The organism is Streptomyces sp. A5-4 (assembly GCF_051131715.1).
Lineage (GTDB): Bacteria > Actinomycetota > Actinomycetes > Streptomycetales > Streptomycetaceae > Streptomyces.
Genome location: NZ_CP178591.1, coordinates 6,075,172 through 6,090,135, shown reverse-complemented (window position 1 = coordinate 6,090,135; position 14,964 = coordinate 6,075,172). Strand labels below are relative to the sequence as shown.

The following is a 14,964-nucleotide window of genomic DNA, read 5'->3' as shown; positions in this document are numbered from 1 at the left end:
CGGATCACCGTGAAGGGTTGCACAACGCCCTGTGGCCCCTGCTGGGAGCAGGGGCCACAGGGCGTGGAAACGCCGTCCGGGCGAGAGGCCGGGCATCGGCTCTCACCTGGGTTTTCAGCCGAAGATGTTGAACTGCTGCCAGCCGGTTCCGATGGTGATCCGTGTGGCGAAGATCTCCGAGGTGGCCTTGCCGGTGCCCGGGTAGAGGTAGAGCGTGCCACCGGGCGTACGGGCCAGGAAGTCGGCCTTGCCGTCGCCGGTGATGTCTCCCGCCGCGTCGAAGGCGTTGTAGCCGCCCCACGTACGGACCAGGACGCGGCCGGAGAAGGCCGCGGTGCCCGCCTTGCCGGTGCCCTTGTAGAGATACATCTTGCCCTCGCTGCCGCGGGCGATCAGGTCGGTCTTGCCGTCGCCGGTGAAGTCGCCGTGACCGCGCAGCTGGCTGTACTGGCCCCAGCCGGTGCCGACCTTGGTGCGGGCCGCGAAGGTGCCGTTGCCCTCGCCGGGGTAGATCCACAGGGCGCCGCCGGAGTCGACGGACAGCAGGTCGGGCAGGGCGTCGCCGGTGACGTCGCCGGGGACGACGAGGTGCTTGCGGGAGCCCCAGCCGGAGGCGATCTTGGTGTTGACCCCATCGTGCGACCAGAGGACGTCACCGCCGGTGGTCCGCGCGAGCAGGTCCTGGCAGCCGTCCCGGTTCAGGTCGGTCTGCAGGATCACATTGGCGTCGCTGTAATCGCCCACGGACACCCGCCCGGCGAACGAGGTGCCGTTGGAGGCGTACTCGAACAGCTCGCCCGAGGTGCGACGGGCCAGGACGTCGGCCCGGTGGTCACCGTTGATGTTGGTGTCGTCGACCCGCGGGACGACGGCGCCGACGAAGGAGCTGACCTTCGCGTAGACGCTGTAGGCGCCCTTCTCGACACAGTCCTCGATGCCCCACGAGACGACGCCGACGATCCTGCCGCCGACGACCAGCGGGCCGCCCGAGTCGCCGTTGCAGGCCGTGACCGTACCGGCGTCCTGGCCGCTGGCCGGCGTGCCCGCGCAGACCATGTGACCCTTGACGAACTCGCCGCCCAGGCTCCAATCGGCGCAGGTGGCATCGGAGTTGACCGGGACGGTCGCTCGGCGCAGAGTCGCCGAGATGTCGTCGTTGGTCGAGCTGGTGCGGCCCCAGCCGTAGACGGTGGCGCTGGTCCCCGGCGTGTACGACGCCGTGTCGTCCGACTTCGTGACGGGGATCGGCTCGGCCTTGACCGGCTCGGGCAGGGTCAGTACCGCGATGTCGTTGTCGAGGGTGGCCGAGCTGTACGACGGGTGGTTCCACTGGCGCCAGACACCGGACATGGCGCCGCCGTGGCCCGCGGTGGTCGCCAGCTGCTCGGTGCCGGTGACGATGACGCCCTTGCTCTTCCAGTCCTTGCCCTTCACGCAGTGCGCGGCGGTCAGGATCTTCGTCGGCGCGATGACTGCGCCGCCGCAGAAGAAGGAGTTGTCGCCGTCCTCGTAGAAGAGCTGCGCCATCCACGGAGCCGAGGCGATGGGGGTCGTCGTACCGCCGATGATCTTGGGGTCGATCGTCGCGCCGGCCGAGAGCCTGGCCGGCTTGGCCGGCCGCTCGGCCGTCTTGGCGGCCGACTGCAGGCGCGCTTCCAGCTCCGCCTGCGAGGGGGCTCCGACGCGCGGCTCGAAGCCGGGGGTCGGCAGGGGCGACGCGGTGGCGCCGGCCGGGGCCATCAGCATCGCGCCCGCTATACCGGCGGCGATGAGAGCGGCGGCTGCGGGGACGGCGACGCGTATGCGCCGCCTGTGCTTCCCGCCCTGTTTGGCAGACAACACTCGGGCTCCTGTCAGAGGTCTGTGAATGCCCGGAGACAGGGAGGGGCGAACGCGTCGCGGACGACGGCCTGATGAGCCCCCCCCACCCGCGGCTGGTTGATCGTAAGACCGACTCATGGACCCCACCAGCCATTTCCGGGGGAAACGTGAACACAACTTGGCAACATCGCGTCACGGAACGCGTCAGGAACGACAAAGCCGCCCCGTCACTTCCGTGACGGGGCGGCCCAGTTGGCCCGATCGAGGCGAAATCAGTCGCTGTTGTTGCCCGAGGGAGTCGTCTTCGCGATCTGCATCAGGAACTCGGCGTTCGACTTGGTCTGCTTCATCTTGTCGAGCAGCAGCTCGATCGCCTGCTGCGAGTCGAGTGCGTGCAACACCCGGCGCAGCTTCCAGACGATGGCGAGCTCCTCCGAATTGAGCAGGATCTCTTCCTTACGGGTGCTGGACGCGTCGACGTCCACCGCCGGGAAGATGCGCTTGTCCGAGAGCTTCCGGTCGAGCCTGAGCTCCATGTTACCGGTGCCCTTGAACTCCTCGAAGATCACCTCGTCCATGCGCGAGCCGGTCTCGACGAGCGCGGTCGCCAGGATCGTCAGCGAGCCGCCGTCCTCGATGTTGCGCGCGGCACCGAAGAAGCGCTTCGGCGGGTAGAGCGCGGTGGAGTCGACACCACCGGACAGGATGCGGCCGGAGGCCGGGGCCGCCAGGTTGTACGCACGACCCAGGCGGGTGATCGAGTCCAGCAGGACGACGACGTCGTGGCCCAGCTCCACCAGCCGCTTGGCACGCTCGATGGCGAGCTCGGCGACGGTGGTGTGGTCCTCGGCGGGACGGTCGAAGGTCGAGGAGATGACCTCGCCCTTCACCGACCGCTGCATGTCGGTGACCTCTTCCGGACGCTCGTCGACGAGGACGACCATCAGGTGGCACTCGGGGCTGTTGACGGTGATCGCGTTGGCGATCGCCTGCATGATCATGGTCTTGCCGGTCTTCGGCGGGGCCACGATCAGACCGCGCTGGCCCTTGCCGATGGGCGCGACGAGGTCGATGATGCGGGTCGTCAGCACACCCGGGTCGGTCTCCAGACGGAGCCGGTCCTGCGGGTAGAGCGGCGTCAGCTTCTGGAACTCGGGACGGCCGCGGCCGGAGTCGGCAGCCATGCCGTTCGAGGAGTCCAGCCGGACCAGCGCGTTGAACTTCTCGCGGCGCTCGCCGTCCTTGGGCTGGCGGACCGCGCCGGTGACGTGGTCACCCTTGCGCAGGCCGTTCTTGCGGACCTGGGCCAGCGATACGTACACGTCGTTCGGGCCCGGCAGGTAGCCGGAGGTCCGGATGAACGCGTAGTTGTCGAGGATGTCCAGGATGCCCGCGACGGGGATCAGCACATCGTCGTCGGTGACCGGCGGCGCGTCGCTGCCGAACTCCTCGCGGCCACGACGGCCACGGCGGTCGCGGTAACGTCCGCGGCGGCCGCGACGACCGTCACCGAACTCGTCGTCGTCCTGCGGCCCGTTGTTCTGGCCGCCCTGGCCCTGGCTGCTCTGCGCGCCCTGGCCGCCCTGACCACCCTGGCCGCCCTGGCCGCCCTGGCCGCCCTGGCGCTGCTGGCGCTGGCCGCCCTGGTCGTCGCCCTTGCCACGGTCACGGCGGTCGCCGCGGTCCTGGCGGTCGCCACGGTCCTGACGGTTGCCGCGCTGGCGGTCGCCGCGCTGACCGCGCTCCTGGCGGTCACCCCGGCGGCCGTCCGCGCTTTCCTGGGCCGACGCGGAAACCGCGGTCTCGGCCTTGCCGTCCTGCTGGGCCTCGGTCTTCGCCTCGGCCTGGGGCTCGGACTTGGTCTCGGTCTTGGTGTCCGTCACAACAGTGCTCTCGGGGCTGCCCGCCTGCGCGGTGGCGCGGCGCCGACGACGCTCACCGACCGGCTGGTCGTCGTTGGCCGGCTGGCCCGGAATGTCGATCTGCTGCTGGGCGACGGCCCTTTCGGCCGCGGGCGCCGCGGCCGTGGCCTCGGCGTCATCTCCGGTGCGTGCCTTGGACGTGGCGCGGCGCTTGGGCTTGGTCTCGGCGGCGGGGCCTGCCGTGTCGGCGCCCTTCGCCGCGGACGGGCTGCCGGCCTGCGTTTCCTTGATGACCTCGATCAGCTGGCTCTTGCGCATCCGCGCAGTGCCCTTGATGCCGAGGCCGGACGCGACCTGCTGCAGCTCGGCCAGGACCATGCCGTCGAGGCCGGTGCCGGAGCGGCGGCGGCGGGCGGCACTACCAGTGGCAGCACCTGCGGCGGGCGCGGCGTTGTCGACATTCTTGTCGGCAGTCACGCCCATCAGATCGGTGGTGTCGCTCACGAAGGGTCCTTCCCTGGAGCGGGCGTCGGCCTGTCTGGCTCGGCGACCGGTTGTGCTGTCCGGCTGCGGCCTTGGAGACCGTGCCGGGGCGGTGGTCCGCCGGGAAACGGCGGAGAGGAACGTGCGTGGGGTCCGGCTCGATGTCCCCTACTGCCCCTCCTGGGATGAGCCTGGGGTGTCGCGCCAGTTCCGGAGCGTGCTCAAAACTGCTCAGGCAGGCTGCTCAGGCAGTTGGGGAGGCTCCCGGAAGGGTGGTGGTCCCGAATGGGGACGCAAAGCACCGCGCCACAAAGACGTCGGGTGCAGACTTGAGATTAACACTACCGGATCCAACAAACATTCCCCCTCTCCCTCACCGGCAATCACGCTCTTCAGCTGGTGCAGCCCGGTACGGCCCTACGTCCCGAGCGGCAGCACGACCGCACCCCTGGCGTCGAGCGTCAGCCGATTGGCCGCCCACCCCTCGCCGGCCAGCCGTGCGACCTTGTCGGCCGCACTGTCCTCGACCAGCGCGAGCACCGTGGGGCCCGCACCGGAGATGACTGCGGGGACGCCGTCCGCGCGCAGTCGGTTGACCAGAACCAGGCTCTCCGGCATCGCCGGGGCCCGGTAGTCCTGGTGGAGACGGTCCTCGGTCGCCGCGAGCAGCAGCTCGGGACGCCTGGTCAGGGCCTCTACGAGCAGGGCCGCGCGGCCCGCGTTGGCCGCCGCGTCCACATGGGGGACGGTCCGCGGCAGCAGGCCGCGCGCGGTCTCGGTCAGTACGGCCGTTCCGGGCACGAAGACCACCGGAACGACGGAATCCGCGGGATCCATCCGAATCGCGCGGGCCGCTCCCCCGTCGGTCCACGCGAGGGTGAATCCACCGAGCAGACAGGCCGCGACATTGTCGGGGTGCCCCTCGATCTCGGTTGCCAGTTCGAGCAGGGCCGCGTCGTCGAGCTTCGCGTCGCCGCCTATGGTCACCGCGCGCGCGGCGACGATGCCGGCGCAGATGGCGGCGGACGAGGAGCCGAGGCCCCGGCCGTGCGGGATGCGGTTGGCGCAGACGACTTCAAGGCCGCGCGGCTGCCCGCCGAGCAGGTCGAACGCGGTGCGCAGCGACCGTACGAGCAGATGACTCTCGTCGCGGGGCAGTGTCCGCGCGCCCTCGCCGGCGATGTCGACGTGCAGCCCGGAGTCGGCGACCCGGACGACCACGTCGTCGTACAGCCCCAGCGACAGGCCGAGGGCATCGAAGCCCGGGCCGAGATTGGCGCTGGTGGCGGGGGTGCGCACCCTTACGGCGGCGGCGCGGAACGCGGGACCGGCCATCGCTCGACGACTCTCCTTGTGGGACTGCGGTCTTTTCGAGAACTGCAAAGACGCGGGATTTTCCAGACGTACGAACACCCGAGGGCCACTACGGCGACAACATCGCGGCATATGCGGCGGGGCGGGTTCGGTACAGCCTATCGAAGGAAGGTTCCGTGACGACATAGGGCGCACAGGAGGCGCACGATGCGTGTCGCGGGCCTCCTGTGCGCTCTGTACCGTTCCATCCGGTCTGTCCACCCCTGAGGGGTCAGACCAGGCCGAGGAACTCGGCGGCGGCGACCGCGTCGACCGGGATGGTGACGGGCTGCGGGGCTCCCGCGACCGCCCAGTCCGGGTCCTTGAGGCCGTTTCCGGTGACCGTGCAGACGATTTTCTGTCCCGGGTCGACCTTGCCCTCGTCGGCGGCCTTGAGCAGACCGGCGACGCTGGCGGCCGAGGCGGGTTCCACGAAGACACCCTCGCGGGCGGCCAACAAGCGGTAGGCGGACAGGATCTGACGGTCCGTCACCTCGTCGATGAAGCCGCCCGACTCGTCGCGTGCGGCGATGGCGAAGTCCCAGGAGGCCGGGTTTCCGATGCGGATCGCGGTGGCGATGGTGGACGGGTCCTTGACCACTTCGCCGCGCACGATGGGCGCCGAGCCCGAGGCCTGGAAGCCCCACATGCGGGGGGCGTGCGTGGCGATCCTGTCGCCCGCGTACTCGCGGTAGCCCTTCCAGTACGCCGTGATGTTGCCGGCGTTGCCCACGGGCAGCACATGGATGTCCGGGGCGTCCCCGAGCGCGTCGACGATCTCGAAGGCCGCGGTCTTCTGGCCCTCGATGCGCACCGGGTTGACGGAATTGACCAGCGCCACCGGGTAGTTGTCCGAGAGGCGGCGGGCCAGCGTGAGGCAGTCGTCGAAGTTGCCGTCGACCTGGAGGATCTTGGCGCCGTGGACCAGCGCCTGCCCCATCTTGCCCAGCGCGATCTTGCCCTGCGGCACGAGGACCGCGCAGACCATGCCGGCCCGCACCGCGTACGCCGCGGCCGAAGCCGAGGTGTTGCCGGTGGAGGCGCAGATGACGGCCTGCGCGCCCTCTTCCTTGGCGCGGGTGATCGCCATGGTCATGCCGCGGTCCTTGAACGACCCGGTCGGATTCGCGCCCTCGACCTTGAGATACACCTCGCAGCCGGTGCGCTCGGAGAGGACCTGCGCCACTACGAGCGGCGTGCCACCCTCGCCGAGGGAGACCACCGGCGTCGTGTCCGTCACCGGAAGACGGTGCCTGTACTCCTCGATGATGCCGCGCCACTGGTGGGTGCCGTTGGTGGTCATCCCCTACTCCCCTTCAACACGCATGATGCTGGCGACACCGCGCACGGTGTCGAGCTTGCGCAGCGCCTCGACGACCCCGGAAAGGGCCGCGTCGGGCGCGCGGTGGGTGACGACGACGAGGGATGCCTCGCCGCCTCCGTCCTGTCGGCTCTGCTGGCGCACCGTGTCGATGGATACGCCGTGCTCGGCGAAGACCGTCGCGACCTGGGCGAGTACGCCAGGCTTGTCGGCCACGTCGAGACTGATGTGGTACCGCGTGACGACCTCGCCCATGGGGCTGACAGGCAGCTGTGTGTACGCGGATTCGCCGGGACCCGTGGTCCCGACCAGTTTATTGCGGCAGACGGCGACGAGGTCGCCGAGGACCGCGGAGGCGGTGGGCGGGCCGCCGGCGCCCGGACCGTAGAACATCAGCTGTCCGGCTGCCTCGGCCTCGATGAACACCGCGTTGTACGCCTCACGGACGGAGGCGAGCGGGTGCGTCAGCGGGATCATCGCGGGGTGCACCCGGGCCGTCACGGACTTGCCGTCGGCGGCGCGCTCGCAGATGGCGAGCAGCTTGACGGTGCAGCCCATGCGGCGGGCCGAGGCGATGTCGGAGGCGGAGACCTCGGTGAGGCCCTCGCGGTGGACGTCGCCGATGCGCACCCGGGTGTGAAAGGCGATGCCGGCCAGGATCGCGGCCTTGGCGGCGGCGTCGAAGCCCTCGACGTCGGCGGTGGGGTCGGCCTCGGCGTATCCCAGGGCGGTGGCCTCGTCGAGCGCCTCGGAATATCCGGCTCCGGAGGAGTCCATCTTGTCGAGGATGAAGTTGGTCGTGCCGTTGACGATGCCGAGCACCCGGTTGACCTTGTCGCCGGCGAGGGACTCGCGCAGCGGGCGTACGAGCGGAATGGCGCCCGCCACCGCCGCCTCGTAGTAAAGGTCCCGGCCGTGCTTCTCGGCGGCGGCGTGCAGGGCCGCGCCGTCCTCGGCGAGCAGTGCCTTGTTCGCCGAGACGACCGACGCGCCGTGCTCGAAGGCGGTGGTGATGAGGGTGCGGGCGGGCTCGATGCCGCCGATGACCTCGATGACGACGTCGATGTCACCCCGTTCGACCAAGGCTTTCGCGTCGGTGGTGACCAGCGCCGGGTCGATGCCCTCGCGGATCTTGGAGGGGCGGCGGACCGCGACCCCGGCGAGCTCTACGGGGGCCCCGATCCGGGCGGCGAGGTCCTCGGCGTGCGTCGTCATGATGCGCGCCACCTCTGAGCCGACCACGCCACAGCCCAGCAGCGCCACCTTCAGTGGACGCGTACGCATCATCCGACCTACGCCTTTCATCAAGTACAGCCATAACTCTTGAGTACGAACCAGTCTCACTCACCGGACGGGAGTTTTTGTCTCCCGTCCAGATTGCGAGACATCTATTTCATCAGCCGACATCGAGACGCAGGAGATCTTCCTCCGTCTCGCGCCGGACGATCACGCGCGCCTCGCCGTCACGGACCACGACGACGGGCGGACGGAGCGAGTGGTTGTAGTTGCTGGCCATCGAGCGGCAGTAAGCGCCGGTGGCGGGGACCGCGATCAGGTCGCCGGGCGCCAGGTCCGCGGGGAGGAAGGCGTCGCGTACGACGATGTCGCCGCTCTCGCAGTGCTTGCCGACGACGCGGGAGAGCATCGGCTCGGCGGTCGAGGTGCGCGACACGAGGGCGACGCTGTACTCGGCGTCGTACAGCGCGGTACGGATGTTGTCGGACATGCCGCCGTCGACACTGACGTAGGTGCGGAGCCCTTCCAGCGGCTTGATCGTCCCCACCTCGTAGAGCGTGAAGGCGGTCGGCCCGACGATCGCGCGGCCGGGCTCGACGGAGATGCGGGGGGTGGTGAGCCCGTGCGTCTCGCACTCGCGCGTGACGATCTCCAGGAGCGACTTGGCGATCTCGTGCGGCTCGCTGGGGTCGTCCTCCGAGGTGTACGCGATTCCGAGGCCACCACCGAGGTCGATCTCCGGCAGCTCGACGCCGTGCTCGTCACGCACCTCGGCGAGGAGCTGGACGACCCGGCGCGCGGAGACCTCGAAGCCCGCCATGTCGAAGATCTGCGAGCCGATGTGGGAGTGGATGCCGATGAGTTCGAGGCCGTCGAGCTTCAGGACCCTGCGGACCGCCTCGGCGGCCTGTCCCCCGGCGAGCGCGATCCCGAACTTCTGGTCCTCGTGGGCGGTCGCGATGAACTCGTGGGTGTGCGCCTCGACGCCGACCGTCACCCGGATCTGGACGCGCTGGCGCTTGCCGCGGCTCTGCGCGACATGCGCGACGCGGACGATCTCCTGGTAGGAGTCCAGGACGATGCGCCCCACGCCGGCGTCGACCGCCCGCTCGATCTCCTCCGTCGACTTGTTGTTGCCGTGGAAGGCGATGCGGTCGGCGGGCATGCCCGCTTCGAGAGCCGTGATCAGCTCGCCGCCGGAACACACGTCGAGGTTGAGCCCCTCCTCCTTCAGCCAGCGCACGACGGCGCGCGAGAGGAAGGCCTTCCCCGCGTAGAAGACGTCGGCGTTCGGGCCGAAGGCGTCGGACCAGGCGCGGCAGCGGGCGCGGAAGTCGGACTCGTCGAGGAAGTAGGCGGGGGTGCCGAACTCCTCGGCGAGGCGGGTCACTTCGATACCGCCGACGGCCACGACCCCGTTGTCCTGACGACGTACGGTGCGCGACCAGACCTTCTCGTCGAGGAGGTTCAGGTCGTCGGCGGGGGCGGTGTAGTGGCCCTCGGGGTAGACGTCGGCGTGACGCGGCCCGGCGGGGTGTGCGGAACGGCTCATTCTTCTGTCTCTTTCACAGATGTTCTGGTGCGCTGATGCCGAGCAGTGAGAGGCCGCCTGCGAGCACCGCACCGGTGGCTTCGGCGAGAGCCAGCCGGGAGCGGTGGGCGGCCGAGGGTTTCTCTTCGCCGACGGGCAGGACGGGGCAGGTGTCGTGGAAGCGGAAGAACCGGTCCGCGACGGTGTCGAGATGCCGGGCGAGCCGGTCGGGCTCACGGCGGCGGGCGGCGGCTTCGAGGACGGCCGGGTGGTCGGCGAGGGCGCCGAGCAGGCCGGGCGCGTCGACGGCCTCCTCGTACGCCGCACGGAAGCCGAGTCCCGCCGCGTTGCGGGTCAGCGCGCGGGTCCTGGCGTGGGCGTACCGCACCCGGAAGAGCGGATTGCTCTCGCGCTGGGCGAGCAGGTCCTCGTCGGTGGCGGCGGTGGGCAGGAGCAGGCTCCAGACGGCGGCGTCGTGTCCGAGCCGCGCGACGAGCGCGGCGGCGCCGTCCGCGGGCCCGTCCGCCGCCCCGCCGTCGTCCGTCCGCGGCACGGTCGCGCCCTGGGCCCGCAGCAGCCGGGCGACGGCGTCGGCGCGCGGCCCGGGGCCGACGCCGAGAGTCTGTCCGGCGAGCGCGGCCCCGTGCCCGTACGCGCCGCCCTGCGTGCGGATCGTGCGCACCAGCGTGTCGTACGGGTCCGGGGCCAGCGTGAAGTTCAGGAAGCCGGGCCCGGTGATCTCGACCCCGGAGATGGCGGCGTCGGCGTCGAGCATCGCGCGGAGGATCTCGGCGACCTCCCGGGCGGGCAGGCCCGCGGGCCCGGCCAGCTTGAGGGCGACGTTGGTGGCGTAGTCCCCGCGCCCACCGGGACGCGGGCGCTCGACGACGGCCCGCTCGGGCACCGGCGCGCGCAATACGTCCTCCTCCACGGCGCGGCGCACGGCGCGCACCACGGTGCGGGAGAGATCTGCGGGGGTCACGGGGCAAGCGTATGGGAGGAGGGGGGGCCTTTCGCGAACCGGTTTCGCCATCCGGTCACCGAGGGGGCGGTCGCCGATCAGCGGACCGTGCGCCCTGCCCGCCCGGCCTCGTGCCTGCCGTCGGCGGACCGCGGACCCTCCCGATGGGCCAACTGCCGTACGAGGCGGACCAGGTCGGCCGGTTCGAACGGTTTGGAGAGGAAGGCCTCCACCCCGGCGGCGAGGCCGCTCTCCACTTCGTACTGCGTACACGCACTGATGATGGCGACGGGCAGATGGCTGGTCCGCGGGTCGTCCCGGAGTCGGGCGGCCGTACGCAGACCGTCCAGGCGCGGCATCACGACATCGAGGGTGATCACATCGGGGCAGACCTGGTGGACGATGTCCAGGCATTCGGCACCATCGGCCGCGGTCACCACCTCGAAGCCCTCCAGCTCGAGATTGACCCTGATCAGCTGCCGGATGACCTTGTTGTCGTCCACAACGAGCACCCGGCCGGACGCGCCTGCCACAACTCGAGAGTAGGTCGCCGCCCGGGGCTGCGTCCGGGTTTTGCCCACTTCCACCCCGTGTGGGGGAACACATGAGGAACGAGGGACGCGGGGCGAGTCATGGGGCTCCGCGCGGGCGCGAGGGGAGGCCGACAGGGGGCTCGGCGGAGGCTCGTCGGGAGAGCGGATCAGTGCGGATCCGACGCGCGGCGAAGGTGGAAATACCTGTTCATGGACACCGGGTGGGAGCTGGTAGGGTTCTAGACGTTGCAGCGCGACACGCGACATTGCCCCCGTAGCTCAGGGGATAGAGCATCGGCCTCCGGAGCCGTGTGCGCAGGTTCGAATCCTGCCGGGGGCACCGCAGTTCAGGTGCCTAATAGGCCCTCTGATCAGGCAACTAGCCAGATCAGGGGGCCTGCAGTCGTATGCAGCCGCGTGCCAGCGAAAGCACCCGTAGGACACGCCCCGTGGGACATGCGTGGGATCGGACATTGATCCGCATATCAGACGAACCATCACACAAGAAACGCCCCGAGGCGGCTGCCTCGAGGCGTTGAATGTGACGATCATCACTCGTATTCGCGCAGTAGGTCGTCAATGCGCTGATTGGCTACAACGTGCCGCCCATGAAGGCATTTGGCATATCTCGCCAGCAGGATCTCCACGCTGTTGCCGGCGCGCTCGGCTACCTCAGTCGGGTCGAGTCCAGCGTTCAGCCACGTGGAGAGTGCGGAGTGGCGAAGATCGTAGGGCACGTCCGCCAGCGGGCTGTTGACGAGCTCGGGCGGCAGGCCCAACTCGCGAGCCTCCCCCCAAACTCGGGAATACGTGGATGATCCCACCAAACCACCACGTTCGTTGAAAAAGAGACGTCCGTCATCAGCCGTGCCGAAGGTGTCGATACTGTCTCGCCAGATAGCGACGAGCGGAGGAGGCAGCGGAGCCCGACGCACCTCAGCCGGATCACGGTTCTTCAGTCCCCGGTCGTCGTGGACCTCCCCGGTCTTGGTCCACTTCTTCCCGGCCGTCGGCCTGGTCCGGTGCAGGACCGCCTCCCCCCAGCCTTCGCTGGGCAGCGTGCAGTCCGGAAGCGCGACTCCCACCGCTTCGGCCGGACGCAGGCCGGCGTAGTACATGCCCGCGAACAGGCCGACCAAGCGCCTGCCCCTGGCGCGCGTGTATCCCCCCACGTACGAGACGGCGCCGAGCAGGTTGCCCGCCTGACGTGGGTTGGCCACAACCCGAGGGTCGACTTGCGCAATTCGGGGCGGCTTCTGCCAGGAAACCGACTTGATCGGATTCTCGGCAAACTCCCCGAGTTCGGTGGCGTAGTTCAGCGCGTTAACGAAGCCCTTTCGCTTCCTCTTGATCGTCTCCCCCGCAGCCGCCTCACCATCGAGTTTCAGCGTCAACGCATCCAGCACGCCGCGCGTGACCGCGGGCTTAGAAAGGTCGCTCAGCGGAGGTGAATTCCTGGAGATCCAGTCGAGTACGACCCGAACATCCGGAGGGACTTCACGCTCATCCGGGCCGGGCAATATGAAAGCCCAGTCCCGGAGTGCCCGCTGCATTGCAGCACCCGCTGGCCGCCCAGGCTTCTTCGGCATGAGCGCCTTGGTTATGCCAGTCAGCGCCTCATTAATCTCATCGCGATAATTTGGCGAGCAGTGGGGCCATTTCATGCGCAAGTAGTCCAGTGCGAAAGCGTACCAAGTTCGAGCTGGCGCCTTTTCCTCCATCGAAGGAGGGAATCCTGTCTCGGTGTCGAACTGCTCACCTGCCTCCTGAGCCATGAGCAGCTGCGCCCGCAGCTTGTCGGCAAGCCCCTTCGTACGACGCGATCGGGATATGGGGCGGTCGCCCACCCTCCAGCGGACCTCGTAGGCGTCTTTCCCCTGGCGCGACTTAACCCTGACGCCCCAAATAAGCACATCAGTTGTCTTCAAGCCGCATACCTCTCTCGATCGTCGAGCCATTCCACGAATGCGCTACGCCATACACGAAGTTCACCGTTAGGAAGTTTGAAGGACGTCGGGCCGGTCCCCATTTCTCGCCACCGATAGAAAGTCCTACGGGAAACACCTTTCAGTTCCGTCAGCACCTCTGGCACGGTCATCAACTCATCGTTCCGATCCCGTCCCCTCACGGTGCACCCCCACCCAGAAACGCTTGCAGAGCAGCTCTCTGCCTAAGGCCCGCTTCGACCTCTGCGAAAGAATACGACTCGGTGGTGCCCAGGTTTTGGGCAGGGGGTATCGCAAGAGGGCGCACTGGAATGAATCCTTACGAGTAGTGTTGGGCGCTCATGCCGGTCGAAGTCGGCATGGATCCACGGGGTGAGACCTACGCAGCCCTTTCGAGTGGGGAGGTCGGTTCGGGATGGGTACCAGAACACTGCGTTCCGGGCATCGGTCAGACTGTCCGCCGCGGTCCACCGCCAAGCAGCCGGTGCGAACTTCTTCAATGGTCTGGGGAATCCCCGGTTTGGCTGACCGGGGATCGTCGGCTATGTATCCGCCCCAGCCCCCAAAGGTGACCTGCGGTCCGGGTCTTACTCCCGTCCTGGAGTCAGCCTGCGAGCCGGTAGGAGCGAGGCTCGGAGGCCGGCCCCTCTTCGCACCGTTCGAGCAGCCCGTCGTCGGTCAGCCGGGAAAGGCTCCTGGCCACAACCTTCTCCGCGGCGCCCAAGGACCGGGCCGTCTGCCTCGGCGTTGCACCAGGATGCGCAGCGACATGGGCGAGCACGGCTCGGTCCCGCCTGTAGCCGTCCTGAAGGAGGTCCTCAGCAAAGAGGCCGGCCGCGCACACGCAGAGGCAGAGCGCTGTGGCGACGGCGGCGTAGTCGTGACGCTGTTGGCCGGTCACGGCGTAGGCAGCACCGAGGGCGAAGAGGAGCGGTGAAGTCAGGCGGAGCGAGCGGTGAACGGTGTTGGACAGAAGAACCTCCTGAAGTGGTGGCTGGGCAAGGGCCCGGACCTGCGAAGCGACCGATGTCCAGCGCCTGATGACGCACGCTCGGCGAAGAGGACAGCGACAGGCTGCACCCCTATCTGACCTGCTGTTTTCGGAGACGTTGTACGTTGACATGGTCTGAAGGAAGGTTCCAGTCCTTCGGGCCTCTATGTCGTCTGCCGTGGGCGAATCCCAATGCCGAGCAGCCCTCCTGCCGAGGAAGGACTGTCGGATGCTGACGGACGATGCGGGTTGGGACCGTTCGCTGGCCCGGTTGCGGGCGCTGGGGCAGCTGTCCGCCACGGCGACCACACGGGCCGCTTCGGCTCGCGAGGCGATCGTTTCCGCTGGTGCCGATCGTGAGGTGCGTGACCTGCGCTTGGCCGCGTATTCGGCACGGCAGGCCCAAAGCAAGTCATGCGACGTGGCCTACCTCAGGGCGGCCGGCCTCCTGCTCCGGCGAGCGGCCTCGGGTCGCCGCCCGCCGATGCTCCTTCCCCGTCTGCGTTCTGTGGGCGCTGCGGCGCCGCTTTGGTGGGTGAAGGCGCTCCATCGTTCCGGCTCCGTGTGGCGGAGCATCCCCCAGGCTGGGCCGGAGCGTGCCCTGGGGCTGCCGCTGGATCACCCGGCTGTCGCTGCCGTCACCACTTGGGCGAAGTTGTTGGGCAGGAGCCGCCGGGCGAAGGACGTCCGGGGCTCTTCGGCCCTATACGAGATCACCGAGTACGGTCGCGCTGCGGACGGCAGTCGAGCACCAGCTGGCCTGCGTATCCGCCCCGGCATGGAAGACGAGACCCGTCGGCTCCATTCCGACCGGCACAAAGTGTGGGAGCGGGCCCGAGCCTACGGTGACGCCGCCCAGGCCCTGCTGGCCGAATGTGCGGTGGCCAGGGCGCCATAGTCCTGGCGCTGCTGCGCAGTCCAGGCGT

At 69.1% G+C, this 14,964-nt stretch carries 12 protein-coding genes and 1 tRNA gene; 2 read left to right on the top strand and 11 right to left on the bottom strand.

What is annotated here, in order from left to right; all coding sequences use genetic code 11:
* Nucleotides 1-114: 114 nt before the first annotated feature.
* The 8 genes from ACLLJJ_RS28670 to ACLLJJ_RS28635 form a co-directional block, all read right to left on the bottom strand.
* Nucleotides 115-1,746: a trypsin-like serine protease gene (locus ACLLJJ_RS28670; RefSeq protein WP_434600546.1), complete on the bottom strand. Its 1,632-nt coding sequence runs from the start codon at nucleotides 1,744-1,746 to the stop codon at nucleotides 115-117.
* Nucleotides 1,747-2,093: 347 nt separating this feature from the next.
* A complete protein-coding gene (rho, locus tag ACLLJJ_RS28665) occupies nucleotides 2,094-4,187 on the bottom strand; it encodes a transcription termination factor Rho (RefSeq protein ID WP_434596659.1) in 2,094 nt (697 codons plus the stop codon).
* Between the two features lie 396 nt (nucleotides 4,188-4,583).
* Nucleotides 4,584-5,501, bottom strand: coding sequence for a homoserine kinase (gene thrB / locus ACLLJJ_RS28660; RefSeq protein ID WP_434596657.1), 918 nt, complete (start codon nucleotides 5,499-5,501; stop codon nucleotides 4,584-4,586).
* Nucleotides 5,502-5,751: 250 nt separating this feature from the next.
* Nucleotides 5,752-6,822 (bottom strand): threonine synthase, encoded by a 1,071-nt coding sequence (gene thrC, locus ACLLJJ_RS28655; protein ID WP_434596655.1) that lies wholly within the window; start codon nucleotides 6,820-6,822, stop codon nucleotides 5,752-5,754.
* Nucleotides 6,823-6,825: 3 nt separating this feature from the next.
* The gene (locus tag ACLLJJ_RS28650) at nucleotides 6,826-8,127 is read right to left on the bottom strand and encodes a homoserine dehydrogenase (RefSeq protein ID WP_434596653.1); all 1,302 of its coding nucleotides are present in this window, start codon (nucleotides 8,125-8,127) and stop codon (nucleotides 6,826-6,828) included.
* Between the two features lie 109 nt (nucleotides 8,128-8,236).
* Nucleotides 8,237-9,628 (bottom strand): diaminopimelate decarboxylase, encoded by a 1,392-nt coding sequence (lysA, locus tag ACLLJJ_RS28645; protein WP_434596652.1) that lies wholly within the window; start codon nucleotides 9,626-9,628, stop codon nucleotides 8,237-8,239.
* A 13-nt stretch (nucleotides 9,629-9,641) separates the two neighbouring features.
* Nucleotides 9,642-10,589 carry an ArgS-related anticodon-binding protein NrtL gene (gene nrtL, locus ACLLJJ_RS28640; RefSeq protein WP_434596650.1) on the bottom strand — a complete coding sequence of 316 codons (948 nt, stop codon included), beginning with the start codon at nucleotides 10,587-10,589 and terminating at the stop codon, nucleotides 9,642-9,644.
* Nucleotides 10,590-10,666: 77 nt separating this feature from the next.
* Nucleotides 10,667-11,155 (bottom strand): response regulator, encoded by a 489-nt coding sequence (locus ACLLJJ_RS28635; RefSeq protein WP_434596648.1) that lies wholly within the window; start codon nucleotides 11,153-11,155, stop codon nucleotides 10,667-10,669.
* A 214-nt stretch (nucleotides 11,156-11,369) separates the two neighbouring features.
* Here ACLLJJ_RS28635 and ACLLJJ_RS28630 point away from each other — a divergent pair.
* A tRNA-Arg gene (locus tag ACLLJJ_RS28630) sits at nucleotides 11,370-11,441 on the top strand.
* Nucleotides 11,442-11,652: 211 nt separating this feature from the next.
* Here the strand turns inward: ACLLJJ_RS28630 and ACLLJJ_RS28625 are convergent.
* The 3 genes from ACLLJJ_RS28625 to ACLLJJ_RS28615 form a co-directional block, all read right to left on the bottom strand.
* Nucleotides 11,653-13,029, bottom strand: a complete 1,377-nt coding sequence (locus ACLLJJ_RS28625; RefSeq protein WP_267838829.1) for a tyrosine-type recombinase/integrase — start codon at nucleotides 13,027-13,029, stop codon at nucleotides 11,653-11,655.
* Nucleotides 13,026-13,199: a helix-turn-helix transcriptional regulator gene (locus ACLLJJ_RS28620; protein WP_267838830.1), complete on the bottom strand. Its 174-nt coding sequence runs from the start codon at nucleotides 13,197-13,199 to the stop codon at nucleotides 13,026-13,028. Before ACLLJJ_RS28620 ends, ACLLJJ_RS28625 begins: the two co-directional genes overlap by 4 nt.
* Before the next feature lie 452 nt (nucleotides 13,200-13,651).
* Complete coding sequence (locus tag ACLLJJ_RS28615) at nucleotides 13,652-13,828, bottom strand: winged helix-turn-helix transcriptional regulator (RefSeq protein ID WP_434600545.1); 177 nt, start codon at nucleotides 13,826-13,828, stop codon at nucleotides 13,652-13,654.
* Between ACLLJJ_RS28615 and ACLLJJ_RS28610 the strand changes: the two genes are divergently transcribed.
* On the top strand, nucleotides 13,817-13,984 hold the full coding sequence (locus ACLLJJ_RS28610; RefSeq protein WP_267839014.1) for a hypothetical protein: 168 nt from the start codon (nucleotides 13,817-13,819) through the stop codon (nucleotides 13,982-13,984). The genes ACLLJJ_RS28615 and ACLLJJ_RS28610 overlap by 12 nt on opposite strands.
* The last annotated feature ends 980 nt before the right edge of the window (nucleotides 13,985-14,964 follow it).